The 26,725-nt window shown below is 70.1% G+C and carries 14 protein-coding genes; 12 read left to right on the forward strand and 2 right to left on the reverse strand.

Features of this window, described 5'->3' with window-relative positions; genetic code table 11:
- Positions 1–96 precede the first annotated feature (96 nt).
- Positions 97–5,805, reverse strand: a complete 5,709-nt coding sequence (locus tag ACX9TP_RS24170; protein ID WP_482982091.1) for a type I polyketide synthase — start codon at positions 5,803–5,805, stop codon at positions 97–99.
- Positions 5,806–6,001: 196 nt separating this feature from the next.
- Here ACX9TP_RS24170 and ACX9TP_RS24175 point away from each other — a divergent pair, with 196 nt between their 5' ends.
- Complete coding sequence (locus ACX9TP_RS24175) at positions 6,002–6,649, forward strand: hypothetical protein (RefSeq protein ID WP_482982092.1); 648 nt, start codon at positions 6,002–6,004, stop codon at positions 6,647–6,649.
- 213 nt (positions 6,650–6,862) lie between these two features.
- Here the strand turns inward: ACX9TP_RS24175 and ACX9TP_RS24180 are convergent, their stop codons facing one another.
- Positions 6,863–7,987 carry a sterol desaturase family protein gene (locus ACX9TP_RS24180; RefSeq protein ID WP_482982093.1) on the reverse strand — a complete coding sequence of 375 codons (1,125 nt, stop codon included), beginning with the start codon at positions 7,985–7,987 and terminating at the stop codon, positions 6,863–6,865.
- A gap of 640 nt (positions 7,988–8,627) precedes the next feature.
- On the opposite strand from ACX9TP_RS24180, the gene ACX9TP_RS24185 reads away from it, so the two are divergent.
- The 11 genes from ACX9TP_RS24185 to ACX9TP_RS24235 all read left to right on the forward strand — a co-directional run bounded on the left by ACX9TP_RS24185 (position 8,628) and on the right by ACX9TP_RS24235 (position 26,724).
- Entirely contained in the window at positions 8,628–10,340 is a 1,713-nt protein-coding gene (locus ACX9TP_RS24185; RefSeq protein WP_482982094.1) for a 30S ribosomal protein S1, read from the forward strand.
- Between the two features lie 184 nt (positions 10,341–10,524).
- Positions 10,525–13,047 (forward strand): WD40 repeat domain-containing protein, encoded by a 2,523-nt coding sequence (locus ACX9TP_RS24190; protein ID WP_482982095.1) that lies wholly within the window; start codon positions 10,525–10,527, stop codon positions 13,045–13,047.
- 174 nt (positions 13,048–13,221) lie between these two features.
- A complete protein-coding gene (locus ACX9TP_RS24195; RefSeq protein ID WP_482982096.1) occupies positions 13,222–15,804 on the forward strand; it encodes a WD40 repeat domain-containing protein in 2,583 nt (860 codons plus the stop codon).
- A gap of 275 nt (positions 15,805–16,079) precedes the next feature.
- Positions 16,080–17,261: a thiolase family protein gene (locus ACX9TP_RS24200; RefSeq protein WP_482982097.1), complete on the forward strand. Its 1,182-nt coding sequence runs from the start codon at positions 16,080–16,082 to the stop codon at positions 17,259–17,261.
- A 79-nt stretch (positions 17,262–17,340) separates the two neighbouring features.
- Positions 17,341–18,039 carry a CoA transferase subunit A gene (locus ACX9TP_RS24205; RefSeq protein ID WP_482982098.1) on the forward strand — a complete coding sequence of 233 codons (699 nt, stop codon included), beginning with the start codon at positions 17,341–17,343 and terminating at the stop codon, positions 18,037–18,039.
- 7 nt (positions 18,040–18,046) lie between these two features.
- Positions 18,047–18,703: a CoA transferase subunit B gene (locus ACX9TP_RS24210; RefSeq protein WP_482982099.1), complete on the forward strand. Its 657-nt coding sequence runs from the start codon at positions 18,047–18,049 to the stop codon at positions 18,701–18,703.
- A 62-nt stretch (positions 18,704–18,765) separates the two neighbouring features.
- A complete protein-coding gene (locus tag ACX9TP_RS24215) occupies positions 18,766–19,161 on the forward strand; it encodes a TIGR02266 family protein (protein ID WP_482982100.1) in 396 nt (131 codons plus the stop codon).
- Positions 19,162–19,208: 47 nt separating this feature from the next.
- Positions 19,209–20,504, forward strand: coding sequence for a class I SAM-dependent RNA methyltransferase (locus tag ACX9TP_RS24220; protein ID WP_482982101.1), 1,296 nt, complete (start codon positions 19,209–19,211; stop codon positions 20,502–20,504).
- 334 nt (positions 20,505–20,838) lie between these two features.
- Positions 20,839–22,236 carry a VWA domain-containing protein gene (locus tag ACX9TP_RS24225; RefSeq protein WP_482982102.1) on the forward strand — a complete coding sequence of 466 codons (1,398 nt, stop codon included), beginning with the start codon at positions 20,839–20,841 and terminating at the stop codon, positions 22,234–22,236.
- A gap of 146 nt (positions 22,237–22,382) precedes the next feature.
- Positions 22,383–23,573, forward strand: coding sequence for an efflux RND transporter periplasmic adaptor subunit (locus ACX9TP_RS24230; RefSeq protein WP_482982103.1), 1,191 nt, complete (start codon positions 22,383–22,385; stop codon positions 23,571–23,573).
- A 19-nt stretch (positions 23,574–23,592) separates the two neighbouring features.
- Entirely contained in the window at positions 23,593–26,724 is a 3,132-nt protein-coding gene (locus tag ACX9TP_RS24235; protein ID WP_482982104.1) for an efflux RND transporter permease subunit, read from the forward strand.
- Position 26,725 lies beyond the last annotated feature (1 nt).

Consider the following 26,725-nt stretch of genomic DNA (forward strand, 5'->3'; position numbering starts at 1 on the left):
TCCGCGTCACTCTCTTGAAAAAAAGAACAGACAAGGCAGGGGCCCGAGGGCCCCCCCGATGTGGACGAATTGCTGGAATGGGGAAGGAAGACCCGGCTAGTGGGTCACTCGCTCGCCGCCGGCGTGCTCCGCCTGCACGAGCTCCTGCTCCAGCGCGAGGAGCAGCGCTGCCTGCTCCTCCTGGGACAGGTCCTTCAGGCTGTTCGCCAGGTCACCGACCTCCGCGACAGGCTGCGGCGCGGGCGGCAGCTCCCGGATGGCCGCGACGGCTGCGGCGATGGGCTGGACCTTCGCGGGCTCCACGCGGGCCGGTGCCACCTTCGCCGGCTCGGGCGCGGCCGTGGCTCCGGCGGCGGGTTGCAGGCGCGAGAGCAGCAGGGTCGCGAGCGACGTGACGCTCGCGCCTTGCAGCAGCTCGATGAGGGTGGGGCCCACGCCCAGGCCATTCACCATCTGGAGCCGCAGCTCCACCGCGACGATGGAGTCCAGCCCCAGCCCCTGGAGGAGCTGCTGGCGGTCCACCTGCTCCTTCGACAGCCGCAGCGTGCGGGCCACCGTGTCCGCCAGGAAGTCCTCCAGCACCTGCCGGCGGGACTTGTCGTCCGCGGCCTCCGCGAGCTTCGCGCGCACGTCGTCCTGCTGTCCCTCGCCCTCCTGGGCCGGGGCGCTCGCCGCGAGCTGCTCGACGATGGGGAGGACCATGGCCGGCGGCTGCGTCGTCGGGTAGCCGGTGCGGAGGATGCGCTGCCAGTCCGCCGCCAGCACGACGACCTGGTGGAGGTCGTGCTCCAGGCCGCGCTCCAGCGCCTCCACGCCCTGGGCCGGGCGGATGGGGATGATGCCGCGCCGCTCGAAGTCGTGGGCCACCTGCTCCTCGCTGGCCATGCCCACCTCGTCCCAGGCGCTCCAGTTGACGGAGAGCGCGTGCAGCCCCTGGTTGCGCCGGGAGTGCGCCAGGCTGTCCAGGAAGGAGTTGCTGGCGGCGTAGTCCGCCACGCCCATGGAGAAGCCGAGCGCGTTGACGGACGAGCAGAGGATGAAGAAGTCCAGCGTCTCCTCCGCCAGCAGCTTGTGCAGGTTCCACCCGCCGGCCAGCTTCGGCGCCAGCGTGTCGCGCAGCTGCGAGGACTCCAGGTCCGCGAAGCGCCGGGGCTGGACGACGCCCGCCGCGTGGATGACGCCCCGGATGGACGGCCAGCCCTCGCGGCGGAAGTTCTCGACGAACTCCCGCATGCGCTTCTCGTCGGTGACGTCCAGCGCCACCGGGTGGATGCTCGCGCCCAGGGCCTCCAGCTCGCGCACGGCGGCCACCTGCCGGCCGATGGACGAGCTTGCGTCCAGCATGTGCCACCGGCGCCGGTCCGGCAGCGCCGTGCGGCCCGCCAGCACCAGCCGGCGCGCCCCGCGCTTCACCAGCCAGTGGGCGAAGACCAGCCCCAGGCCGCCACGGCCACCGGTGATGAGGTACGTGGCGTCCGGGCGCAGCTGCGCCGGCAGCGAGCCCGAGGCCACCTTCGGCGCCGGCACCATCCGCTCGCCCCAGAGCTGCTCGCCGCGCATGGCCACCAGGGAGTCGTGGGTCGACGGGCGAAGGAGGAGCGCGAGGAGCCGCTCCACCTCCGAAATGGACTCGGACGGGTCCAGGTCCACCGCGCCGCCGGCCAGCTCCGGGAACTCCTGCTGGAAGAGGGCGCTGGCGAAGCCCCACAGCGGGCTCTGGGCGACCTCCAGCGGGCGCACGTCACCCGGCACGTGCTTCGCGCCCCGGGTGAGCACCCACAGGCGCGGGGGCTTCGGCCAGGCCGCCGCCTGCAGCGCCTGCGTCAGGTGCATCAGCGCCACCAGGCCGGGGCCCTGGGCCTCCATCAGCCCTTCCGTGGTCAGCTCGCGCGTGGCCTGCGCATCCAGGCCCCACAGGTGCAGCACGCCGTCCGGCCGCAGGCGGCTGCCCACGTCGTCCAGCAGCCGGTCGAAGTGCTTGCGCTTGTCCGGGTTCAGCTCGAAGCGCAGCCCGTCCCGCGACGCACGGTAGGCCGTTGAAGGCCGCACGCGCACCACGGTGCCGCCCGCCGCCTCCAGCGTCGTGGCCAGCCTGTCCCCCAGGCCCTGGCCGTCCTCGAACACCAGCCACGCCCCCGGGGCCCGCGCCGGCTCACCGGCCGGGGCGTTCTCCAGCGGGTGCCAGGTCATCTCGTAGAACATGTCCGGCGTCGCGTGCGAGCGGGCCGAGGCCTCCAGCGACTGCACGCGGATGCCCTCCAGCGCGACCAGCAGCCGCCCGTCCTCCGCGTACACGTCCAGCGAGCCCGTCATCGACCGCCGGCTGGTGTTGCGCACCCGGCCGTGCACCCAGACCCGTCCGGTCAGCGGCCCGAAGAGGGAGAGCCTGTCAATGCCGACAGGGAGCGAGGCCTCCTTCGCGCCCGACGCCAGCGAGCCGGCGATGAGCACCTGGAAGCAGACGTCCAAGAGGGGCGGGGCCAGCTCGAGGCCGGCCAGGTCCGCCGTGTCCTTCAGCTCCACCAGGGCGAGCGTCTCGTCGCCCCGCGCGGACAGCTTCTGGATGCCCTGGAAGCGAGGGCCGTACTCGAAGTGCTGGGCGCGCAGCCGCTCGTAGCACTCCGCGGCGCCGGACTCCGGGGCGCCCGCGAAGGACGCGCGCACCGCCGCCAGCCGCCCCGGCGCGGTGGGCTGGGTGGGAATGGCGCGGAAGCGGCCCTCGGTGTGCGGCTGCCAGTTCGGGTCCGCCGCGCTGGCGCGGCTGTAGACGGTGAAGCGCGGCTCGTCCGTGTCCACCACCGTCTGCAGCGTGGTGGGCTCGCGCAGGAAGAGGGCGTTGCGGAAGCGGATGTCGTGCAGCTCCACCGGGCCGCTCGCGCGTCCCGTGGCCTCGCGCAGCGCCGCCAGCCCCATCTCGAGGTAGCCCGCGCCGGGGAACACCACCGCGCCCTGGATGGCATGGTCCTCCAGCCACGTCGGCCCGTTGCGCATCACCTGGCCCTTCCACGTCGGCACCGGGGCCACCTGGCGCTTGCCCAGCAGCGGGTGGGTGATGGGCTCCAGGCGCTGGGCGCGGGACTCCGCGGCCTCGTGCCAATAGATTTGCCGGTCCCACGCGTACGAGGGCAGCCGGGCAGGGCGCTTCGCCGCGCCCGGGAACATCCCCTCCCAGTCCGGCTGCACGCCCAGCGTGTACAGCGCGCCGGCCGTGCCCAGCATGCCCTGCACGTCATCCCCGCCGCGCTTGAGCGTGGGCAGGGTGCGCACGGGCGTGTTGCGCTGCTGGGCGCACTCGGTGATGGAGCCGCCGAGCACCGGGTGCGGGCCCACCTCCAGGAAGGTGCGGTAGCCGTCCGCCATCATGTTCTGCGCGGCCAGCGCGAAGCGCACCGGGTCTCTCACGTTGAGCCACCAGTAATGGGCGTCCAGCTCCGGGCCGGCGGCGCGCTGGCCCGTCACGGTGCACCAGAGCGGCACCTTCGCGCGCACCGGGCGCAGGTCCGCCAGGGACGACAGCAGCTCGTCGCGCAGCGGGTCCATGTAGTGGCTGTGGAACGGCACGTCCACCTTGAGGAACCGGGCGAAGACGCCGCGCGCGGCCAGCGGGGCCACCAGCTTCTCCAGCACCGCCGGGTCACCCGCCAGCGTCACCGAGCTGGGGCTGTTCACCGCGGCGATGGACACCCCCGCGCAGCCGTCGATGAGCGTCACGGCCTCCTCGTAGGGGATGCCGACCGCCACCAGCTTGCCCTGGCCGGCCGTCAGGTGCTGCAGCCGGCTGCGGTGGTAGACGACGTTGCAGCCCTGCTCCAGCGTGAGCACGCCCGAGGCCCAGAAGGACGCCGCCTCGCCCGTGCTGTGGCCGACGATGGCCGAAGGGTGGATGCCCCACGAGCGCAACAGCTCCGTGAGCCCCACCTGCACCGCGAAGTTGGCCGGCTGGGAGATGCGCGTCTCCGTCATCTTGGAGACGGACTCGTCCGCCGTCAGCTCCTTCATCAGCGACCAGTCCGTCCACTGGCCCAGGATGGCGTCGCAGCGCTCCACCGCCTGCCGGAACACCGGCTCCGCGGCCAGCAGCGCCCGGCCCATGCCCCACCACTGCGGGCCCATGCCCGTGTAGACGAAGGCCAGCTCCCCGCGTGCCTTCGACGACGCCTGCCCCGAGGACAGGCCCGTCCGCTCCGCGCCCTCCAGCCATGCGCCCAGCGTGTCCGCCAGCTCGCGGTAGGAGCCCGACACCAGCGCCAGCCGGTGCGGGTGATGCTGACGGCGCGCGGCCGCCGCGCCCGCCAGCTCGCGCAGCGCGGGCGCGCCGTCGTGATCGTTCGTCTGCGCCAGCTCCTTCCACCGCGACGCCGTCTGGCGCAGCGACTCCGGGCTGCGCGCGGAGAGCGTCACCAGGGTCGGCCCCGGCTGCACCGGGGCCACCGTGTCCGCCTGGTGCGCCGGCGGCGCCTCGCAGAGCACCGCGTGCGCGTTGGTGCCGCCGAAGCCGAAGGAGTTCACCGCCACCACCGCCGGCCCGTCGCCCTGGGGCATGGGCTCCAGCGCGCGGGGGACGCGCAGCTTCAGCGCGTCGAAGTCGATGTTGGGGTTGGTGCGCTGCAGGTGCAGGTGCGGCGGAATCTGCCCGTGCTTGAGGCACAGCGCCGCCTTGATGAGCCCGGCGATGCCCGCCGCCGCCTCCAGGTGGCCGATGTTCGTCTTCACCGAGCCCACCACGCAGCGCTCGCCCTCGCCACGCCCCTGGCCGAACACCTCGCCCAGCGCGCGCGCTTCGATGGGGTCGCCTACCGGCGTGCCGGTGCCGTGCGCCTCGATGTAGCGCACCTGGTGCGGCGACAGGCCGGAGCGCCTCAGCGCCTCGCGGGCCACCGCCTTCTGGGCCTCCCCGTTGGGGACGGTGATGCCGTTGGTGCGGCCGTCCTGGTTGGCCGCCGTGCCGCGGATGACGGCGTAGATGGAGTCGCCGTCCGCGAGCGCCTTCGACAGGGGCTTGAGGACGACGAGGCCCGCGCCCTCACCGCGCACGTAGCCGTTGGCGCGCGAGTCGAACGTCTTGCAGCGCCCGTCCGGCGACAGCATGCCCGCCTTGGACTCGGACACGGTGTAGCCGGGCTGGAAGATGGCCGAGGCGCCTCCCGCCAGGGCCAGCGTGGACTCGCCGCTCCAGAGGCTCTGGCAGGCCAGGTGCACCGCCACCAGCGAGGACGAGCACGCCGTGTCCAGCGACACGCTGGGCCCGCGCAAATCGAACCAGTAGGACAGGCGGTTGGACACCATGGTCATCGCCGTGCCCGTGCCGCTGTGGGGCCCGAGCAGCTCCGCGTTGCTCGGCTGGAGCTGGAAGATGGAGGCGTCCACCGTGAAGGCGCCCACGAAGACGCCCGTCTTGCTGCCCGCCAGCGACTCGGGCTTGAAGCCCGCGTCCTCCATGGCCTCCCACGCCACCTCCAGCAGCCAGCGCTGCATCGGGTCCAGGTAGGCCGCCTCGCGCGGCGACATGCCGAAGAAGAGGGCGTCGAACGCCCCCAGCGGCTGATCCACGAAGCCCCCCCACTTCGTGGTCGCCTTCCCCGGTCGGTCGGGTGACGCGTCGTAGAACGTGGAGATGTCCCAGCGGTCCTTCGGAATCTCACCGACGGCATCCACGCCGCCCGTCAGCATCTTCCAGAAGGCCTCCGGCCGGCTCGCCCCGGGAAACCGGCAGCCCATGCCAATGATTGCAATGGGCTCCAGCAGGGATTGCGAGTTCTGAGCTGAAGACAGACCAATACCGCTCTCGACGGTGCTCCCGTCCATGGTGCTTCCCCCTCTGAATTGCGACCTTCCCCAATGTTTGACAGGTCGCCTGCGGGTCCCCTAATAGACAGACTCAAACCCGCAATAAATTTTTAGTACAACAGATCTTTATAGTCGGTCAATGCGGCTTTTCGTTATTTCCGGGTGACAGCTTCGAATTCATCCGGTGTTCAGTTGGCTCACAGAGGGGGCAGTCATGAAACATCGAGTTGTGGGTTCCTACGGGATGATGGCCGCGCTGCTGTTGGCTGGAGGCGCAGCCAATGCAGAGACAGTGCCAAGTGCCACTGACGGATCGCCCGGGTCACGTCCCGAGCAGCAGACTTTGCTGGGGGGCGACTTTGAGCACGGGGGCTACGGCGGTCCTTCGGCGACGTACTCACGGATGTTGGGCTCGAACGTGCTGCTCGTAGGTGGGCGCGGCGCATGGCTCCTCAATGGACGCTTCGGGGTGGGGGGCGCCGTCAATGGCCTGATCCCCACGCGTTCGGCGTTCTCCGTCAGAACGGACGAGCGCTACGATCTTCGCCTGGGGTATGGCGGATTGTGGCTGGAGTACGTCTTCACGCCTCACCGCGTGGTGCACTCCACGGTGGGCCTTCTCGTCGGAGGAGGGTGGCTGGGCCGACGTAATGGGGAGTTCCCCGGAGAGGAGACCCTGGGGTTCGACGCCCTCTTCGCGGTGGAGCCCACGGTGACGACCGAGGTCAACGTCCTGAGCTTTTTCCGGGTGGGCGCGGGGATCAGCTACCGGTACCTGGGCAGCGTGGACCTGGAGGGGCTGAAGAGCAGCGACCTCAGCAACTTCGCGGGCACGCTGTTCTTCAAGTTCGGCAGCTTCTGATGCGAAGGGCCCGGCCGGCGGATCAGCAACTTCCGCCGGCAAATCTTGCGTTCTCAGGCCCTGGTACAAGCGGGGCTGTTGCTTCCGGAGCAACACCGCGACAGGGATTGTAGCGTGGGCGGCTACAGGCGTTGCTCCGGGTGCTCCGGCCCATGTCTCAGCCGTGAAACATCCGGGTGACGGCGGCTGCGTGTTGATTTGGAGCCGCGACGTCTACCCGTACGGCGTCTGCTCCTCGTGCTTCTGGAAGGGATAGGCGAGCTGGCCCAGGTACGTCTCCGGCGGCTGGAACTTCGTGGTGCCGTAGTTCTTCGGCATGTGGGCCGGCAGGTAGGCCGTGCCGAACATCCAGTCGATGAAGGAGAGGAAGACGGCGAAGTTCTTGTCGATGCCCTCGTCGTCGGACGTGTGGTGCCAGTGGTGGAACTCGGGCGTGGCGAACACCCACCGCAGCACCGGCCAGCGGTGGTTGACGTTGGCGTGGATGTAGACGGCGTGGAACGACACGAAGACGAGGTACGCGTAGATGGCGGGCGGGGCCAAGCCGAGGATGAAGACGGGCACGAAGCCCAGCGTGCGATTCACCAGCACGTCCACCAGGTGCGAGCGCGAGCTGGCCAGCCAGTCCATGTGCAGGCTGGAGTGGTGGATGGCGTGGAACTTCCACATCCACGGGAAGTGGTGGAAGGCGCGGTGGATCCAGTAGCTCACCAGGTCGATGACGAAGAGGATCTCGAAGAACTGGAGCCACAGCGGCTGCGCGGCCACCGCGGCCTGGAAGTCCAGCTTCACCGCCCACGAGAAGAACACCTGCGCCGGAATCAGCGTGGCGAAGGCGATGAGCTGCACGCCCATGTGGCTGACGAAGAGGTGCTTGAGGTCCGTCTGCCAGCCGACCCGGAAGATGGGCTGCTCCGTCTGCGCCCACAGCCGCTCCATGGGGATGAAGAGCAGGCCCAGCACCAGCAGCTCGAGGATGAAGTAGTCCAGCCCCGCGCTGAAGCCGCGCGCCTGGTGGGTGAGCGGCTCGGCTTCCGCTCCTCCCATCAGCAGCGCCACCAGCGCCAGCGCCATGGCGATGCCGCCGTGCGCCTTGGAGCGCAGGGTGAGCACGCTCAGCATGCCGAGCGCGAAGGTGAGGATGATGGAGGCCTGGAGGATGCCGCGGAACACGCCGATGTGGTCGGCGTAGAAGCCGCGGGCGTCGTTCGTCACCAGCAGGTGCGGGAAGAGGAAGCAGAACTCGGCGAGGATGCACAGCACGCCGAGCAGGCCGGCCGTGACACCGGCGCGCTTGCCGAGGTCCGTGCGGACGGCGGGGGAGAGGAGGGTGGACACGCGGATTCCTGGCTCAACGGGGACGTGTGAGCTTATGCAGGTCGGCTGCCCACCCGGAAGAAGGGCCCGGGTGCCCGTGCGCCAGGAAGGAAAGAAGGGAGGGGCCCGCGGCCGCCGACGTTCGGGAACAGTTCACCCCCCCGGGCGCACCTCCCCCGTGACATACGCCGGTCACTGGACTCGCGGGCCTCCACCCGAATCGTGAACGGAAGCGCCCGGAAAATGTCGCAATCCACGGGATTTCCAGCGGCTTCGGGCCGCCGGAGGACGTCCGCACACCAGCCGGGCCACCGGGGCGCTCGGGGTGCCGCTCGCGGCGGGAGGGCTGCGCGGGGGGGAGGCCGTTCTTAACTAGGTGCAGAGTCCATCCGGCCGGGATTTGTGTCCGTCCGCCTGGAATCCAACCGGCCGGACACCGGCCCCGGGGCTTGACATGTCCGGGGTGGGCCATCCACCGATCAGCACATGGGGCACGCCCTCGCTTGACTCCCGGAATTATCGGTGTCTAGGGTGCGCGGCTTCCATCACATTCCAGTCCTCAATGAGGAGGACGAACGCAGCGGCCCGTTGCTCCCCGCAGGCTGCTCCGTATTACCCACCATCAGGGGGCAGCTGTACCGTTTCAAAGGACTTCAACTTCATGCAGCAGAACGTGAACCAGCAGGTCGGGATGGACGGCGGCGACGAAGACTTTGCCGCAATGTTCGAGGCCTCGCTCAAGGAGCGCGGTGGCGACGGAATCCTGAAGGAAGGGGAGATCGTCAAGGGCACCGTGGTCCAGGTGACGAAGGACTTCGCGATTGTCGACATCGGCTACAAGTCCGAGGGACAGGTCCCGATCTCCGAGTTCACCAATCCTCGCGGTGAGGTCTCGGTCAAGGCCGGCGACCCCGTCGAGGTCCTCCTGGAGAGCCGTGAGAACGACACCGGCATGGTCGTCCTCTCCAAGGAGAAGGCCGACAAGATGCGCATCTGGGACGAGATCAGCGCCGCCTGCGAGCGCGACGAGATCGTCAAGGGCACCATCGTCGGCCGCGTGAAGGGTGGCCTCTCCGTCGACATCGGCGTGAAGGCGTTCCTCCCGGGCTCCCAGGTGGACATCCGCCCCGTGCGCAACCTTGACCAGTACATCTCGAAGGAATTCGAGTTCAAGGTCATCAAGTTCAACAAGAAGCGCGGCAACATCGTGCTGTCCCGCCGCGTCCTCCTCGAGAAGCAGCGCGAGGAGATGAAGAAGGAGACCCTGAAGAACCTGCGCGAGGGCGCGGTCCTCAAGGGCGTGGTCAAGAACCTCACCGACTACGGTGCGTTCATCGACCTCGGCGGCATCGACGGCCTCCTCCACATCACGGACATGTCGTGGGGCCGCATCGGTCACCCCAGCGAGATGTTCAACGTGGGTGACGAGGTCCGTGTCGTCGTCCTCAAGTTCGACCCGACGCAGGAGCGCGTCAGCCTGGGCCTCAAGCAGATCCAGGAGGACCCGTGGCACCGCGCCGACGAGAAGTACCCGGTCGGCACGCGCGTCAAGGGCAAGGTCGTGTCCATCACGGACTACGGCGCGTTCATCGAGATCGAGCAGGGCGTCGAGGGTCTGGTGCACGTGTCCGAGATGTCCTGGACCAAGCGCCTCAAGCACCCGTCCAAGATCCTGGAGGTCGGCCAGGAGGTGGAGGCCGTCGTCCTGGACATCGATCCGAAGGCCAAGCGCATCGCGCTGGGCATGAAGCAGATCGAGCAGAACCCCTGGACGCTGCTCGAGGACAAGTACCCGATCGGCTCCGTCATCAAGGGTCAGATCCGCAACGTCACCGACTTCGGCGTGTTCGTCGGCGTCGAGGAGGGCGTGGACGGCCTGGTGCACGTGTCCGACATCTCGTGGACCCAGCGCATCAAGCACCCGGGCGAGATGTTCAAGAAGGGCGACGAGGTCGAGGCGGTGGTGCTCAACATCGACGTCGAGAACGAGCGCTTCAGCCTGGGCATCAAGCAGCTCCAGCCGGACCCCTGGGAGACGCTGTCCGAGCGCCTGCCGGTGGGCAGCCGCGTGAAGGGCAAGGTCACCAAGGTCACCGACTTCGGCGCGTTCGTGGAGATCGAGCCGGGCATCGAGGGCCTCGTCCACGTCTCCGAGCTGAAGGAGGAGCGTGTCGAGAACCCGCGTGACGTGGTGAACGAGGGCCAGGATGTCGAAGTGAAGATCATCGACATCAACACCCCGGACCGGAAGGTGGCGCTGTCGATGAAGGCGCTGATCGGCGAGGGCGAGGACTACCGCGAGTACCTCCGCAAGCAGGCGGAAGGCTCCAAGGCGCGCCTCGGCGACGTGATGGCGAGCAAGCTGAAGAAGTAGTCGTTCAGCGGCACGCGCCACACGGCGCAAGACGGCCGGGTTCCCACAGAGGGGGCCCGGCCGTTGCCGTTTCCGCGCATGGACGACGGTTGCGCGGTGAAGGTGTCCTTTGACTTCCCACGGGCGGGCGGACTACTCACCGGCTCACGCGCTACCGGGGCCGGGGCGCGTGGAAACGAACCGCATGCACACCCTTCCTCTGTCCCTGGCCGCGGCCCGCTCCGGGCGCTTCCTCTTCATCCTCACCCTGGCCCTCGCGGCCGGCGCGCTGCCCGCCTGCTCCGGCGATGAGGCACCGCCGGCCTCGGCGCCCGGCACGGCCCGGCTCGAAGTCGTCGGCAGCCCCGTGGAGACTGGCGTGAGGCTGCTGTTCCGCTGCGTCGCGGAGGAGCCGCGAGGGGGTGCGCTCACGTATGACTTCGACTGGGGGGCCGGCGGCGACGTGGCGCACGTCCCGGACGCGGCCCCCAGCGGCAAGCCCGTCGAGCGGGAGCGGGCCTTCTTCCAGGAGGGGACCTTCCAGGCCCGCTGCCGCGCCGTGGACGCGGAGGGGCATGAGGGGCCGTGGTCCGCGGGCGTGGGCTACACCATCTCGGACTCCGCCTCGAAGCGGCCCTACGCCCGGGTCCAGGTGTACGGCCGGGGGCGGGTGACGAGCACTCCCGCCGGACTCGACTGCACGGACACGTGCCAGTTCCGGTTCCTGGCCTCCACCTCCGTCACCCTGGAGGCGACGCCGGAGCCCGGCTGGCGCTTCGAGGGCTGGTTGGGCTGCGGCGAAAAGGCGGAGCCGTACACCTTCGTGGTCGACCGGGACGTGAGCTGCATGGCGCGCTTCGCGCCGGAGCCGGAGTCCGCCGCGGCCTGGCAGCGCACGGGCGCGCGCCGCCCCCTGGCCGCCGAGTGGAGCCCGGATGGCACGCGCGTCGCCGCGCTCGACACCATCAGCGCCTCCCTGGAGCCGAACCGGCTGCGCATCTGGGACGTGGCGAGCGGCCGGCTGCTGAGGACGATTGAAGCCGGCCCGTGGGAGCGCAGCTTCCTGTCCGTGGCGTGGAGCCCCAAGGCGGACGTGGTGGCCCTGGGCCGCAGGGATGGAGCCCTCACGCTGGTGGACGCGGCGACGGGCGCTCTCGTCCGCGAGTGGAGGGCGCACGCCAACGACGTGAGCACCGTGGCATGGAGCCCGGATGGGCTCCGGCTCGCCACCACGGGAGACACGGGAATGCAGGTGATGCTGTGGACGGCCGAGACCGGCGCCGGTCAGGTGGCCTCAAGGACGCAGGCCCGGGTGCGGCGGCTGCTGTGGAGCCCGGGCGGGCGCCAGCTCGCGCTCAAGCTGGGCTCCCCTGGCTCCGCGGGCTCGGAGTGGGTGGAGATCCACGGAACGAACGGCTTCAGCGCGGACGAGGTGCACACCGACGTGAGCAGCGTCGCATGGAGCCCGGATGGCCAGCGCTATGCCGTGGGCGGCCAGGGCCAGGTGCGGGTCTACGACAGCACCTTCCACGACCTCATGGCCACGTGGAGCGGCAACTGGGGCAGGACCACGCTGCTGGACTGGAGCGCGGACGGGAAGTGGCTCGCCGTCGGTGACCCGGGGCGGACGCTGGTCGTCCTGACGGCCGCCACCGGCGCCGTGGTGGCGGAGCTCCGCGAGAGCGGGCCCCCGGTCCTCAGCGCCGGAGGCTACGACGGGCTGCGCTTCCACCCGTCGAAGGGGGAGTTGGTTGTCGTGGAGGACCTGCCCACCGAGGTCGCCGTCGTCACGGTGGATGAGCAGGCCCACACCCTGCGCAAGCGCGAGCTGCTGCCGCACACCATCGCCGTGGAGGCGGTGGCGTGGAGTCCCTCGGGAGAGCGGCTGGCCAGCAGCGGCCGGGAGGGGCGCGTACAGCTCTGGGACAAGCAGGGCGCGTCCGTGCTCACGCTGTCAGGACACGGGGACAAGCCGGTCCGCGCGCTGGCCTGGGATGGAAGCAGCACCCGGCTCGCGAGCGGCGGAGAGGATGGCCAGGCCCGGGTCTGGCTCGCGGCGGACGGCTCGCTCGTGCGGGCGTTCCAGCACGTCGCCACCGCAGAGACACTCCCCATCGAGGTCCACCGCGTCGCGCTGAGCCCGGATGGCCGCCGGCTGGCGACGTATGCCGGCTTCAACCCGGCCTCGGCTGCCGGGGGGACGGTGCGGGTCTGGAGCGTGGACGCGGGCACGGAGGTGTTCCGCTTCCCGCGCAAGGACCGCGCGGTGCGGACCCTGGCCTGGACGCCGGAGGGCCGGTACCTCGTGGCGGCGTATGCGGACGTGAGCTGGGAGCTGTGGGATGCGCAGACGGGCGAGCTGCGCCTCGTGGACCCCGGGGTGGACACGCCGACGCTGGCCGTGGCCCTCCATCCGGACGGCACACGGCTCGCAATCGGCACGCCGGACGGGCTGCTCGTGCGTGACTTGCAGACGGGCGCGGCGCGGGCGGACGCCGCCGGGGGCTTCACCCCGTATGCGCTCGCGTGGAGCGCGGATGGAAACCGCATCGCTGGAGGCGGGGTGGGCGGCCTGGTCTTCGTCTGGGAGGTGTCGGCCAACCTCGCTTCGCGCGTCCTCGGCTTCCACGCCGGTGACGTGAACACCGTCTCGTGGCGCCCCGACGGGCAGGTGCTCACGTCGGGCGGCACCGACTTCGCGCTGAGCACGTGGCGCTTCACGCCCTGAGCCGGGGCTTCCTTCCGCGCAGTGGAACAGCCGGGTTCCCGGTGGGAGTCCGGCCGTTCCCATCTCCGGGCACCGACGGCGGTTGCGCGATGATGGTGTCCTTTGACTTCCCACGGGGGCGCGGCTACTCAAGGGCCCGCGCGCGACCGGGGCCGGGGCGTGCGGGAAAGAACCATGAACCTTCCTCCTGTGTCCCTGGCCTCCGCCCGCGCCGGGCGCATCCGTGTCCTCCTCTCCCTGGTGCTCGCGGCGGGCGTGGTGTCCGCCTGCTCCGACAGCGGGGACCGGCCACCGCCGCTGCCGACGGACCCCGGCGAGGCCCGCCTCGAGGTCGCGGCCACGTCCGTCGAGCCCGGCTCCGAGGTGCGGCTCCGCTGCGTCGCCAACGATTCGCGGGGCGGCGCGCTCACCTACGTCTTCGACTGGGGTGACGGCAGCGACGCGACGCACTTCTCGGACGAGGTCCCCAGCGGCACGGCCTTCGAGCAGGCGCGCGTCATCTTCGAGGTAGGGGCCTACCAGGCCCGCTGCCGCGCCGTGGATGCGCAGGGGAAGGAAGGCCCGTGGTCCATGTCGGTGGGCTACACCGTCCAGCCTCCTCAAGAGGGCTCGAGCCGGCTCGAGGTCCGGGTCGACGTGTTCGGCCGGGGGCGGGTGACGACCACGCCCGCGCGGCTCGACTGTCCGGCCAACTGCCGCGGCTGGTTCGACACCGGTACGGAAATCACGCTGGAGCCGGTGCCCGAGGCGGGCTGGCGCTTCGTGGGCTGGGCGGGCATGGGCTGTGATGCCCGGGGCCGCGAGGGTCCCCACACGTTCAAGCTCGCCAGCCGCGAGTACTGCCTGGCGCGCTTCGCCCCGGAGGCCGAGTCCTCCGCCGAGTGGCGCCGGACGGGAGCGCGCCTGCCCCAATCCCCCGTGTGGAGCCCGGATGGCTCGCGGCTCGCCGCGCTCGACAGTCCCGCCTCGGGCATCAACCGCCTCCGGGTCTGGGACGCGGAGACCGGGCGCGTGGTGAAGGAACTCAGCGCCGGCAGCGGGGAGCGGAACTTCGCCTCGGTGGCCTGGAGTCCGCTCGGAGACCAGGTGGCCACGGGGCGCTCGGATGGGAACGTCACCCTGCTGGACGCCGCCACGTGGAGTGTCATCCGGGAGTGGAAGGCCCATTCCGGCGCGGTGCGCGCGCTGGCGTGGCGCGCGGATGGACGCAGGCTCGCCAGCGCGGACACCAAGGACCGCGCGGTGCGCTTCTGGGACTCCGGCACCGGGGCCAGTGGGGGAACGCCGCTCACGAGCGTGGACGCCGTGCGGCGATTGACCTGGAGCCCGGACGGGAGCCGCATCGCGCTGGAGTCAGGTCTCGGCCAAACGGGCACGGGGTGGCAGCCGTGGGTGGAAATCCACGGGGCGACCTCCTCGCGACGGGAGGCGCTGTACACGAACATGGCCAGCTTCGCCTGGAGCCCGGACGGCACGCGCTACGCCGTGGGCGCCTACCGCGAGGTGCGTGTGCACACGACGGCGACCCACGCGCTCGAGTCCGTCCGGAGCGCCACGCCGGGCCCGGTCGCGCTCCTGGACTGGAGTCGGGATGGGCGGTGGCTCGGCGTGGGGAATGGCGTCGGCGCCCTGCTCGTGCTCGCGGCCGACACCGGCGCCGTGGTGGTGGACGCGAGCGGAGCGGCCCCTTCCGGCACGACCGAAGCGAAATACGAGACGCTGCGCTTCCACCCGTCGAAGCCGGAGCTCGTCGTCTCGCAAGCGCTGCCCGCCGCCGTCAACGTCCTCACGTTCGACGAGGCGGCCCACACCGTGAGCACCCGCGAGCTGCTGCCTCACGCCTACACCGTGCAGGTGGCCGCGTGGAGCCCGTCGGGAGACCGGCTGGCGTCGTCCGGAGACGAGGGGCTCGTCCGCCTCTGGGACCGGCAGGGCCTGGGGCTGCGCACGCTGTCCGGACACGAGGGCAAGGCGGTCCGGGCCCTGGCCTGGGACGCCACCGGCACCCGGCTCGCCAGCGGCGGCGCGGACGGGCAGGTGCGCGTGTGGAACGCGGAGGACGGCACGCTCGTGCGGCCGCCGCTCCCGCACGTGAATGGCACCCCGGAGCAGCCCGTGTCCGTCGCGGTCCACCGCGTCGCGTTCAGCCCGGACGGCCGCCTCCTGGCGAGCGTGTCCGAGTCGAAACCCGAGTTCTCCGGCAACGGGACGCTCAGGGTCTGGGACCTGGACACGGGCGCGGAGGTGTTCCGCTTCCCTCGGACGAATCGGTGGGTGCAGGCCCTCGTCTGGACAGGGGAGGGCCGCTACCTGCTGGCGGCGGACTCCGACATGACGTGGGAGCTCTGGGACCGTCAGACGGGCGAGGTGCGCCGGGTGGACCCCGGGTTGAAGGAGCAGCAGTCGCTGGCCGTCGCGCTCAGCCCGGATGGAACGCGGCTCGCGCTCGGGGTGCAGGACGGGCTGCAGGTCCGAGCCCTGGCGACCGGTGAGCTGCTCCAGTCCGCCTTCCTGAGCGAGGTGTCGTTCGGGGACCTCACCCCGTACGCACTCACCTGGAGCCCGGATGGGCGCTACCTCGCCGGAGGCGGAGCGGGCGGCCTGGTCTTCGCCTGGGACACGCACGCCGCCCTCGAGTCGACCGTGGTCGGCTCCCACGCCGGCAACGTCATCACCGTCTCGTGGCGCTCCGACGCACGGGTCCTCACCACCGGTGGCTCCGACGCCGCGTTGAGCACCTGGCGCTTCGTGCCCTGAGCCGCGCTACTGGAGGCCATCGGAGTACGCCTCGGCCCCACCCGGAGCAGGGCGAAACCATCCGACCGGTCGGGCGGGGCCTGGGCTTCCTGAATGGACCCAGGGGCCTTTCCGTTCAAGGACTTACAGTGGCTGGCGCAGCGCGTCGTCGCCAGTGGACGCTCCCGTCTGGAGGCCGAGCGAGGACGCTTGAACTCCAGGGAGTGCCCGGTGATAAGGGCCCCCGTCGCTGTTAGCGAAAGTCTTTCGGTCATCCTCGAACGGAGGCAGTTTTCATGGCTCGTGAAGTCGTCATCGTGGGCGCGGCCCGTACTCCCATCGGCTCCTTCCAGGGCTCGCTGTCCAAGCTGACGGCCCCGCAGCTGGGCGCGGTGGCCATCAAGGCGGCCCTCGAGCGCGCGGGCGTGAAGCCCGAGGCCGTCCAGGAGGTGCTGATGGGCTGCGTGCTGCAGGCCGGCGTGGGCCAGGCGCCCGCCCGCCAGGCAGGCATCTTCGCCGGCATCCCCGAGTCCGTTCCCGCCACCACGCTGAACAAGGTCTGCGGCTCCGGCCTGAAGGCCGTCATCGCGGGCGCGCAGGCCATTGCCCTGGGTGACGCGGACGTCGTCGTCGCCGGCGGCATGGAGTCCATGAGCAACGCGCCCTACCTCAGCCACACCATGCGCGGCGGCTCGCGCATGGGCAACGTGGAGTTCAAGGACGCGATGATCCACGACGGCCTCTGGGACGTGTACGGCAACGTCCACATGGGCCTGTGCGCGGAGGAGTGCTCCACCTCGCAGGGCATCAGCCGCGCCAACCAGGACGAGTACGCGCTGGAGTCCACCCGCCGCGCCATCCAGGCCCAGAAGGACGGCCTGTTCACCGCGGAGATCGCCCCGGTGCACATCCCCGGCAAGAAGCCGGAGGACATCGTCACCGTCACCGAGGACGAGGGCCCGCGCAACGCCAAGCCGGACAAGATTCCGGGCCTCAAGCCCGTCTTCAAGAAGGACGGCACGGTGACGGCCGCCAACGCGTCCTCCATCAATGACGGCGCCGCGGCGCTGGTGCTGATGAGCGAGGAGCGCGCCAAGGCCGAAGGCCGCACCATCCTCGGCCGCATCACCGGCTATGACCAGGCCGCGCGCAAGCCGGTGGAGTTCACCATTGCCCCGGCCGACGCCATCAACAAGCTGCTGAAGAAGAAGGGAGTGTCCGCGGGTGACGTGGACCTGTGGGAGATCAACGAGGCGTTCGCGGTGGTGTCGCTGGCCAACAACCGCATCCTCGGGCTGGACCCGTCGAAGGTGAACGTGCGCGGCGGCGCGGTGGTGCTCGGCCACCCGATTGGCGCCTCGGGCGCGCGCGTGCTGGTGACGCTGCTGCACACGATGAAGGACCTGGGCAAGAAGCGGGGCGTCGCGTCGCTGTGCATCGGCGGCGGCGAGGGCATTGCGCTGATGGTGGAGCGGTAATCTCCCTCTTCCCTTCGGGGAAGAGGGGCGGGGTGGGGGCCTTTGCGGCCTTCACCCCGTTTCCGTATCGGGAGGGCGGATGAACAAGGTCTACGCGAACGCGGACGAGGCGGTCGCCGACATCCCGGATGGCTGCACGCTCATGAGCGGCGGCTTCGGTCTGTGCGGCAACCCGGAGAATCTCATCGAGGCACTTCACCGCAAGGGCGTGAAGGGCCTCACCATCATCTCCAACAACTGCGGCACCACCGAGCTCGGGCTCGGCATCCTTCTTCAGAACAAGCAGGTGAAGAAGATGGTGTCCAGCTACGTGGGAGAGAACAAGGAGTTCGAGCGGCAGTTCCTCTCCGGCGAGCTGGAGGTGGAGCTGAATCCGCAGGGCACCCTGGCCGAGCGCATCCGCGCCGGCGGCTGCGGCATCGGCGGCTTCTTCACCCCCACGGGCGCCGGCACGCAGGTGGCCGAGGGCAAGGAGACGCGGATGATCGACGGCAAGCTCCACGTCCTGGAGACGCCGCTGAAGGCGGACTTCGCCATCGTCCACGCGTGGAAGGCGGACACCTGGGGCAACCTGGTGTTCAACAAGACCGCGCGGAACTTCTCGCCGATGATGTGCATGGCCGCCAAGACGACCATCGTCGAGGCGGAGCACATCGTTCAGCCGGGCGAGCTGGACCCGGACCTGGTGCACATCCCGAGCATCTTCGTGCACCGCATCGTCCAGGCGAAGAACCTCAAGAAGTGGATCGAGCGGCGCACCGTCCGCAAGCAGGCGTGAGGAGCCCATGCCACTGACTCGTGAACAGATTGCGATGCGCATCGCCCAGGAGCTGAAGGACGGCTTCTACGTCAACCTGGGAATCGGCATCCCCACGCTCGTCTCCAACTACATCCCGGCCGGCGTGGAGGTGGTGCTCCAGTCGGAGAACGGCCTGCTCGGCATCGGCCCGTACCCCCTCGAGGGGAGCGAGGACCCGGACCTCATCAACGCCGGCAAGGAGACGGTGACGACGGTGAAGGGCGCGTCGTTCTTCGACTCCGCGCTGTCGTTCGGGATGATCCGCGGCGGCCACATCGACATGGCCGTGCTGGGCGCCATGGAGGTCAGCGAAGAGGGTGACCTGGCCAACTGGATGATCCCCGGGAAGATGGTGAAGGGGATGGGCGGCGCCATGGACCTGGCGGTGGGTGCCAAGCGCATCTACGTGGCCATGGAGCACGCCAACAAGGAAGGCCAGCCGAAGATCCTCAAGAAGTGCTCGCTGCCGCTGACGGGCCTCAAGTGCGTGCACCACATCGTCTCGGACCACGCGTACATCGACGTGACGCCCGAGGGGCTGGTGCTGCGCGAGGTGGCCCCCGGCGTGACGGTGGAGCAGGTGCGGAAGCTGACGGAGCCGGCGCTGAAGGTGGCCCCGGACGTGCGCGAGATGAAATTCTGAGCGCACGGGGCTAGGGTGGCGCCCCGCGGGCCTTCGTCCACGGCCCGCGGGGGACTCCAGCCATGGCCGACACTTCGCAGAAGTCCAATCCCAGCGACCGCGCGCCGCGCGTCGAGTACGAGCTGCCCGTGGCCTACAGCAGCGTGGCCGGGTTCGTGACGGACTGGGCAGTGAACCTGTCGCGCGGCGGCCTGTACATCAACACCGACAAGCCGCTGCCGGTGGACACGGTGGTGCGCCTGCTGGTGACGCTGCCCGGCGCGCACTTCCCGGTGGAGCTGAAGGGCCGGGTGACGCGCACCAATGCTCCGGGCGCGCACGTGGCGAATCAGTCGCCGGGGATGGCGGTGGAGTTCGTGGACGTTGACGACGAGAAGCGGTCGCGCATCGGGGAGTTCGTGGAGCGCCTGCGCACGGAGTTCCCCCCGGACGAGCCGGCCGTGGTTACCCGGAAGTGACAGGTGGCGCTCGGTCTTGGGCTGGGCGCCGCCCACCGAGCCCCTGAATGCTGCCGTTACCCGAGACCCCCGTTGAATTGACGATTGAGCGCCTGGGCCAGCTCGGCGAGGGCGTGGCCTCCTGGCAGGGGCGCACCGTGTTCATCCCGGGCGCCTTCCCCGGCGACACCGTGCGCGTGCACCTGGAGTCCCAGGGGCGCGTGCTGCGCGGACTGCTGCGGCAGGTGGTGACGCCCGGGCCGGACCGGCGCGAGCCGAAGTGCCCGTGGGCCGGCGAGTGTGGCGGCTGCGACTGGCTGGGGCTGGCCGAGCCGGCGCAGCGGGCCGCGAAGCAGGAGATCGTCCTCTCCACCCTGGAGCACCTGGGCCACCTGTCGAGGGAGTCCTTCACCGTGCGGCCGCTGCTGGTGGCGCCCCGGGACTGGGGCTACCGGCGCCGCGCGGTGCTGCACCCGACGGGGAAGGGGACGCTGGGGTACTTCGGGCGGCGGAGCCATGAGCGCGTCCCCGTGCCGGAGTGCGGCGCGCTGACGCCCGTGCTGCGGGAGCTGCCGGGGAAGCTGGCCCCGCTGCTCAAGCCGCTGTCGAAGGACACCGAGGAGGTGCTCCTGCTGGCCGAGGGCGACAAGGCCGCCTTCGCGGTGAACCTGTCGGGGCCGGTGACGGCGCGGCACGTGGAGGCGGCGGAGGCCGCGGTGCGGGCGCTGCGGCTGGAGGGCGCGGTGCTGGTGCCGAAGGAGGGCTCGCCGCGCGTGCTGGGGAAGCCGGCGCTGCGCTCGTACTCGCCGCTGCGGCCGGAGGTGCCCCTGTACCTGCGGCCGGATGCCTTCGCCCAGGCCCATGCCGAGGCCAACGTGGGGCTCGTCACGGCGGCCATCTACGAATTGGCCGCGCGGGACGGGGACTCCGTGCTGGAGCTGTACTCGGGGAACGGCAACTTCACCTTCCCGCTGGCGGCGGTCTCCGCGTCGGTGCTGGGCGTGGAGTCCTCGCCCGTGGGTGTGGAGCTGGCCCAGCGCAGCGCGCGCGAGGGCGGGGTGGGCAACGTGCGCTTCATCCAGGGCGACGCGCGCAAGGCGTGTGACGGGCTGGTGTCGGAGGGGCGGAAGTTCGACGTGTGCCTGGCGGACCCGCCGCGCACCGGAGCGCCCGGGCTGGCGAAGTGGATGACCGCCCTGGGCGTGCGCCGGGTGGTCTACGTGGCGTGCGACCCGGCCTCCCTGGCCCGTGACGCGGCGGGCCTGGTCGAGGCGGGCTACAAGCCCCTGGCCCTCCAGGTGGTGGACATGTTCCCCCAGACGCACCACGTCGAAGCCGTCATGTCCTTCGAGCGGCAGGCCTGATTCGAGGCTCGGGGCGTCCCGCGGAGGGATGGGCCCTCCGGCGGGCGGCGGCCGCGGAAGGAACGTTCATTCCGCCCGTCCGACGTGGGGCAGAGGGCGGGGCAGGCCCCCTACGGCCCTGTCCGAACACGCACCGGTAGTGCGTTTCTGGCCAGTTGGGAGGCGCGCTTCTCTTTCGGCAGAAGTGATGCTCTCGACGGAATCAAACTGGCTTAACCGGTAAATCACTAAATTTTAGTGATTACACCGCGTGTACCAGGGGAGGAAGCGACCGCCTCCTTCCGCCTGCTGCATTCCGGATTGCACCAGAGCGGCGCCCGGACATGATGGTCGGGTGGATGCCCGCATCGTCGAGTTCGCCGAAGTGCTCCGCCAGAACGGCGTGCGCGTCAGTACGTCCGAGGTCCAGGACGCCCTGCGCGCCACCGCCGAGGTGGGGCTGAAGGAGCGGAGCCTGTTCCGCTCCGTGCTCCGCACCACGCTGGTGAAGCGCGAGCTGGACGTGGACACGTTCAACCGCGCGTTCGACTTCTACTTCTCCGGCGCGGCGAAGACGTTCGAGGGCATCGACAAGTCGCTGGCGGACCAGCTCAAGGAAGAGGGCTACCTGGAGGGCGACCTGCTGAAGATGGTCATCATCCAGATGGCGCAGCTGCTGCCGGAGATGTCGCCGCTGGCCCAGGCCATCCTCGAAGGCGACCGGGCGCGGCTGGCACAGATCTTCCGGATGGCGTCGCTCCAGCTGGACCTGTCGCAGCTGGAGAGCCCGCTCCAGGCCGGCTTCTTCTCGCGGCGCCTGCTGGCCGGCGCGGGCATGGAGAAGGCCCGCTCCGACATGAAGTCCCTGGAGGACGAGCTGCGCGCGCGCGGCCTGGCCCCCGAGGGCGTGGAGATTGTTTCGCGCCACGTCGCGGCCGCGATGCGGAAGATTGAAGAGGCCGCGCGCCAGGAGGTGAAGCGCCAGGCCGAGGCCCGCATCCGCCGCCGCACGGACACGGTGCAGGACAAGCCGCTGCATCTCTTGACGCAGGCGGAGGTGGACCAGATGGAGTCCGCCGTGCGGACGCTCGCGGAGAAGCTGCGCAGCCGGCTCATCCGCAAGCAGCGCTCGTACCGGCGGGGGGCGCTGAACGTGCGCCGCACCCTGCGCCGCAACATGCCGTGGGGTGGGGTGCCCATGGTGCCCCAGTTCCGCCGCCGCCGGCCGGAGCGCCCGGAGCTGGTGGTGCTGTGCGACGTGTCCGACTCGGTGCGCAACGCGTCGCGGATGATGCTGCTGTTCATGCACACGCTGCAGTCGCTGTTCGTGCGCGTGCGCTCGTTCGTCTTCGTGTCCGACGTAGGCGAGGTGACGCAGTACTTCAAGGACCTGGACGTGGACGAGGCCATCGACATGGCCACCGCGGGCAAGACGGTGTCGCTGAGTGCGAACTCGAACTACGGGCGGGCGCTGGCGGACTTCACCCGGGACCACCTGGGCAGCATCACCCGCCGCACCACGGTGATGGTGATTGGCGACGGGCGGAACAACTACAACGCGAACAACGCCTGGGCGCTGAAGGACCTGCGCCGCAAGGCCAGGCGCCTCCTGTGGATCTGCCCCGAGGAGCGCGGCAACTGGGGCATCGGCGACAGCGAGATGCTCACCTACGAGAAGCACTGCCACCAGGCCGTGGTCGTCACCTCCGTGTCGGACCTGGCGCGCATCGCGGACCAGCTCGTCCCGGCGTGAGGGCCGTTTCGCGGGACACACTTTCGGGCGGAATGGCGCATTATTTTTTCTGCCACGGAGTTACATTCCGTCGCGCAATTTAGCGAGCACGCGCACGCGGCAATTCGTATAGAGGGCCCGCCTACAACCCCCTGGCGAGCCCGTCGATGACCTCCACAACAGCTCCTTCCGAAGCTGCGCAGTCCCGTGCCACGCAACCTGCCCGCGGGCGCAAGAAGCAGTGGGCCCTTGGAATCCTGACGCTGCTCGCCATCGTCGGCGTGCTCGTCGGCATCAAGGCGGCGCAGATTGGCGCGATGATTGACGCGGGCGCCGCCTTCGTCCCTCCCCCCGAGGCGGTGACCTCGGCCACGGTGGAGACCGTCGAGTGGCAGGCGGCCCGCGGCGCCGTGGGCTCCATTCGCGCGGTGCGCGGCGTGACGCTCGGGGCCGAGATGGCCGGCATCGTCCGCGAGATTGGCTTCGAGAATGGCGCGGCCGTGAAGAAGGGGCAGGTGCTGCTCCGGCTCGACACCACGAGCGAGGCGGCACAGCTGACCGGGGCCGAGGCGGACGCGGAGCTGGCCAAGCTGTCGCTGGCCCGCTCCCAGTCGCTCCACGGTCAGGGCGCCAACACCCAGTCGGAGCTCGAGTCCGCCCAGGCCCGCTCGGTCCAGGCGGAGGCCGTGGCGGCCAACCTGCGCGCCATCATCGCCAAGAAGGTCATCCGCGCGCCCTTCGACGGGCGCATCGGCATCCGGCAGGTGGAGCTGGGCCAGGTCATCTCCCCGGGCAGCCCCATCGCCTCGCTCCAGTCCGTCGACCCCGTCCATGTGGAGTTCCTCCTGCCGCAGCAGGCGCTGTCGGAGGCCCGGCTGGGGCAGAAGGCCCGCGTCCGCGTGGATGTGTTCCCCAAGGACACGTGGGAGGGGGAGCTGACGACCATCAACCCCGAGGTGGAGCTGTCCTCGCGGAACGTGCGCATGCGGGTCACCGTGCCGAATCCGGATGGGCGCCTGCTGCCGGGGATGTTCGCCAACGTCGAGGTGCTCGCGGAGGGCAAGAAGAGCGTCGTGGCCATTCCGACGACCGCCGTGCTCTTCGCGCCGTACGGTGACTCGGTGTTCGTCATCGTGGACGGCAAGGACGCGGCCGGTCAGCCGGCCAGCGTGGCGCAGCAGCGCTTCGTGCGACTGGGCGAGCGCAGGGGCGACTTCGTCGAGGTGACCTCCGGCCTGACGGCGGGAGAGGTCGTCGCCAACAACGGCGCCTTCAAGCTGACCAATGGCGCGGCCGTCCTCGTCAACAACGCGCTGGCGCCGAAGCCCGAAGTCGCCCCCCAGCCGGTGGACCGCTAGAGGCCTGGAAGGCGCGCCCATGAACTTCACTTCGCTCTTCATCCGCCGGCCCGTGGTGGCGCTGGTCGTCAACCTGCTCATCGTCATCGCGGGACTGCAGGCCATCCAGTCCCTCAACGTGCGGCAGTACCCGCGCAGCGAGAACGCCGACATCACCGTGACGACGGCCTACATCGGCGCCAACGCGGAGCTGGTCCGCGGCTTCATCACCACGCCCCTGGAGCGGGCCATCGCCTCGGCGGATGGCATCGACTACCTCGAGTCGCAGAGCCTGCAGGGCATCTCCACCATCCGGGCCCGGCTCAAGCTCAACCACGACGCCAACCGGGCGCTCAGTGAGATCAGCGCCAAGGTCGACCAGGTGCGGGGTGACTTGCCGCCCGAGGCCCAGGTCCCGGTCATCAACATCGAGTCGGCGGACAGCCAGTTCGCGGCGGCCTACCTCAGCTTCTCCTCCGAGTTCCTGAAGCAGAACGAGATTACCGACTACCTCGTGCGGGTGGTGCAGCCGCGGCTGACGGCCATCGAGGGCGTTCAGCGCGCGGACCTGCTCGGAGCGCGGACGTTCGCCATGCGGGTGTGGCTCAAGCCGGACCGGATGGCCGCGCTCAACATCAGCCCGGCGCAGATCCGCCAGGCGCTCGCCGCCAACAACTACCTGGCGGCGGTGGGGCAGACGAAGGGCTCGCTCGTGCAGGTGAACCTCACGGCGAACACGGACCTGCGCTCGGTGCAGGAGTTCAAGCAGCTCATCGTGCGGCAGGACGACGGGGCCGTGGTGCGGCTGTCGGACGTGGCGGACGTGGTGCTGGGCGCCGAGGACTCCGACACCGAGGTCAACGTCATGGGGCAGACGGCGGTGTTCATCGGCATCTGGGCGCTCCCCAACGCCAACTCGCTGGACGTCATCAAGCGCGTCCGGGTGGAGATGGAGGCCATCAAGCGCGAGATTCCCGAGCAGCTCAAGGCGGAGGTGTCCTTCGACGACACGGAGTACATCCAGAACGCGCTCGACGAGGTGGTCGGCACGCTCCTCGAGACGCTCCTCATCGTCGTGGTGGTCATCTTCCTCTTCCTGGGCTCCGTGCGCTCCATCCTGATTCCGGTGGTGGCCATCCCGGTGTCGCTCATCGGCACGGTGTTCCTGATGCAGCTCTTCGGCTTCACGGTGAACCTGCTCACCCTGCTCGCGGTGGTGCTCTCCGTGGGCCTGGTGGTGGACGACGCCATCGTCGTCGTGGAGAACGTGGAGCGCCACCTGCGCGAGGGCCTGAGCCCCGTGGAAGCGGCCCTCAAGGGAGCCCGGGAGCTGGTCGGGCCCATCATCGCGATGACGATTACCCTCGCCGCGGTGTACGCCCCCATCGCCTTCCAGGGCGGGCTGACGGGCTCGCTGTTCCGCGAGTTCGCGCTCACACTCGCGGGGGCCGTCACGCTCTCGGGCGTGGTGGCCTTGACGCTCTCGCCGATGATGTCCGCCTTCCTCCTGCGGGCCGGCCACGAGGACCAGGGGCTGTCGGGCTTCATCAACCGCAGCTTCGCGCGCCTGCGGGCCGCGTACTCGCGCTCGCTGGACGGGGCCCTGGGCGCGCGGCCGGTGGTCTACACGATGTGGGTCGTGCTGAGCCTGCTCGCGTTCCTGATGTTCTCGCAGTCGCCGCAGGAGCTGGCCCCCACCGAGGACCAGGGCTTCATCTTCGGCGTCGTCAACACCCCGGCCAACTCCACGATTGAGCAGCTCACGCCGTTCGTCCGTGAGGTGAACCAGACGCTGATGGAGATGCCGGAGTCGCAGCTGAGCTTCCAGATCACCAACCCGGGCGGAGGCTTCTGGGGCCTGGGCCTGAAGCCGTGGGAGCAGCGCGAGCGCTCCGCCGCGGAGGTGCTCGTGGATGTCCAGCAGCGGGTCGGCGTCATCCCCGGCATCCAGACGTTCCCCATCCTGCCGCCCGCGCTGCCCGGCGGCGGCAACTTCCCGGTGGAGTTCGTCATCGCCTCCACGGCGGAGGCGGATGAGCTGCTGTCGTTCGCCCAGCAGCTCCAGGCGAAGGCGGCGCAGAGCGGGCTGTTCGCCTTCCCGCCGCTCATCGACGTGAAGATCGACCAGCCCCAGTCGGAGGTCGTGGTGGACCGCGAGAAGGTGGCGCAGCTGGGGCTGAACCTGGGGACGGTGGGACAGGACCTGGGCGCGGCGATGGGCGGCAACTTCGTCAACCGGTTCAACATCTCCGGGCGCAGCTACAAGGTCGTCCCTCAGCTGCAGCGCGTGTCACGGCTCAACCCAGACCAGCTGAGCGACGTGTACGTCACGGGCCCCGACGGCAAGCTCGTGACGCTCTCCTCCATCGCGACCCTGCGCGACACGGTGGCTCCGCGCTCGCTCAACCGCTTCCAGCAGCTGAATGCCGTGAAGCTCAGTGGCGTGGCCATCCGGCCGCTGGACGAGGCGCTCACGTACCTGGAGACGGAGGCGGGGAAGATCCTCCCCAAGGGCTACGTGCTCGACTACACGGGTGAGTCGCGGCAGCTCCGGGTGGAGGGGAACAAGTTCCTCTCCGCCTTCCTGCTCGCGGTGGTGCTGATCTTCCTGGTGCTGGCGGCGCAGTTCAACAGCTTCAGGGATCCGCTCATCATCCTCGCAGGCTCGGTGCCGCTGGCGCTCTTCGGCGCGCTGCTGACCACGTTCCTGAGGATGCCGAACCCGACGATGCCGTTCTTCACCGACGGCTTCACCACCACCCTGAACATCTACTCGCAGGTGGGGCTGGTGACGCTGGTGGGGCTGATTGCGAAGAACGGGATTCTCATCGTGGACTTCGCCAACCGGCTGCAGGAGGAGGGCAGGACGAAGCTGGAGGCGGTGAGGGAAGCCGCGGCGGAGCGGCTGCGTCCCATCCTGATGACGACGGTGGCGACGGTGGCGGGCCACTTCCCGCTGGTCCTCGTGGAAGGGCCGGGCGCGGCGGCGCGCAACAGCATCGGGCTCGTGCTGGTGACGGGCATGGCCATCGGCACGCTCTTCACGCTGTACTTCGTCCCGGCCATCTATCTGCTCATCGCCCGGACGCGGACGGCCTCCGTCACCGACGCGGGCTCCGAGGCGGCGGCTGCGCAGCTCGTCCCGGCATCCGCGGGGCGGCAGGGGCACTGAC

Source organism: Pyxidicoccus sp. M15 (assembly GCF_056858435.1).

What these genes read in the sequence shown, in the direction of transcription:
- ACX9TP_RS24170 (WP_482982091.1), bottom strand. Translation starts at nt 5,805, where the DNA reads ATGGACGGGAGCACCGTCGAGAGCGGTATTGGTCTGTCTTCAGCTCAG.
- ACX9TP_RS24200 (WP_482982097.1), top strand. Translation starts at nt 16,080, where the DNA reads ATGGCTCGTGAAGTCGTCATCGTGGGCGCGGCCCGTACTCCCATCGGC.
- ACX9TP_RS24230 (WP_482982103.1), top strand. Translation starts at nt 22,383, where the DNA reads ATGACCTCCACAACAGCTCCTTCCGAAGCTGCGCAGTCCCGTGCCACG.
- ACX9TP_RS24205 (WP_482982098.1), top strand. Translation starts at nt 17,341, where the DNA reads ATGAACAAGGTCTACGCGAACGCGGACGAGGCGGTCGCCGACATCCCG.
- ACX9TP_RS24190 (WP_482982095.1), top strand. Translation starts at nt 10,525, where the DNA reads ATGCACACCCTTCCTCTGTCCCTGGCCGCGGCCCGCTCCGGGCGCTTC.
- ACX9TP_RS24235 (WP_482982104.1), top strand. Translation starts at nt 23,593, where the DNA reads ATGAACTTCACTTCGCTCTTCATCCGCCGGCCCGTGGTGGCGCTGGTC.
- ACX9TP_RS24185 (WP_482982094.1), top strand. Translation starts at nt 8,628, where the DNA reads ATGCAGCAGAACGTGAACCAGCAGGTCGGGATGGACGGCGGCGACGAA.
- ACX9TP_RS24215 (WP_482982100.1), top strand. Translation starts at nt 18,766, where the DNA reads ATGGCCGACACTTCGCAGAAGTCCAATCCCAGCGACCGCGCGCCGCGC.
- ACX9TP_RS24195 (WP_482982096.1), top strand. Translation starts at nt 13,222, where the DNA reads ATGAACCTTCCTCCTGTGTCCCTGGCCTCCGCCCGCGCCGGGCGCATC.
- ACX9TP_RS24210 (WP_482982099.1), top strand. Translation starts at nt 18,047, where the DNA reads ATGCCACTGACTCGTGAACAGATTGCGATGCGCATCGCCCAGGAGCTG.
- ACX9TP_RS24175 (WP_482982092.1), top strand. Translation starts at nt 6,002, where the DNA reads ATGAAACATCGAGTTGTGGGTTCCTACGGGATGATGGCCGCGCTGCTG.
- ACX9TP_RS24220 (WP_482982101.1), top strand. Translation starts at nt 19,209, where the DNA reads ATGCTGCCGTTACCCGAGACCCCCGTTGAATTGACGATTGAGCGCCTG.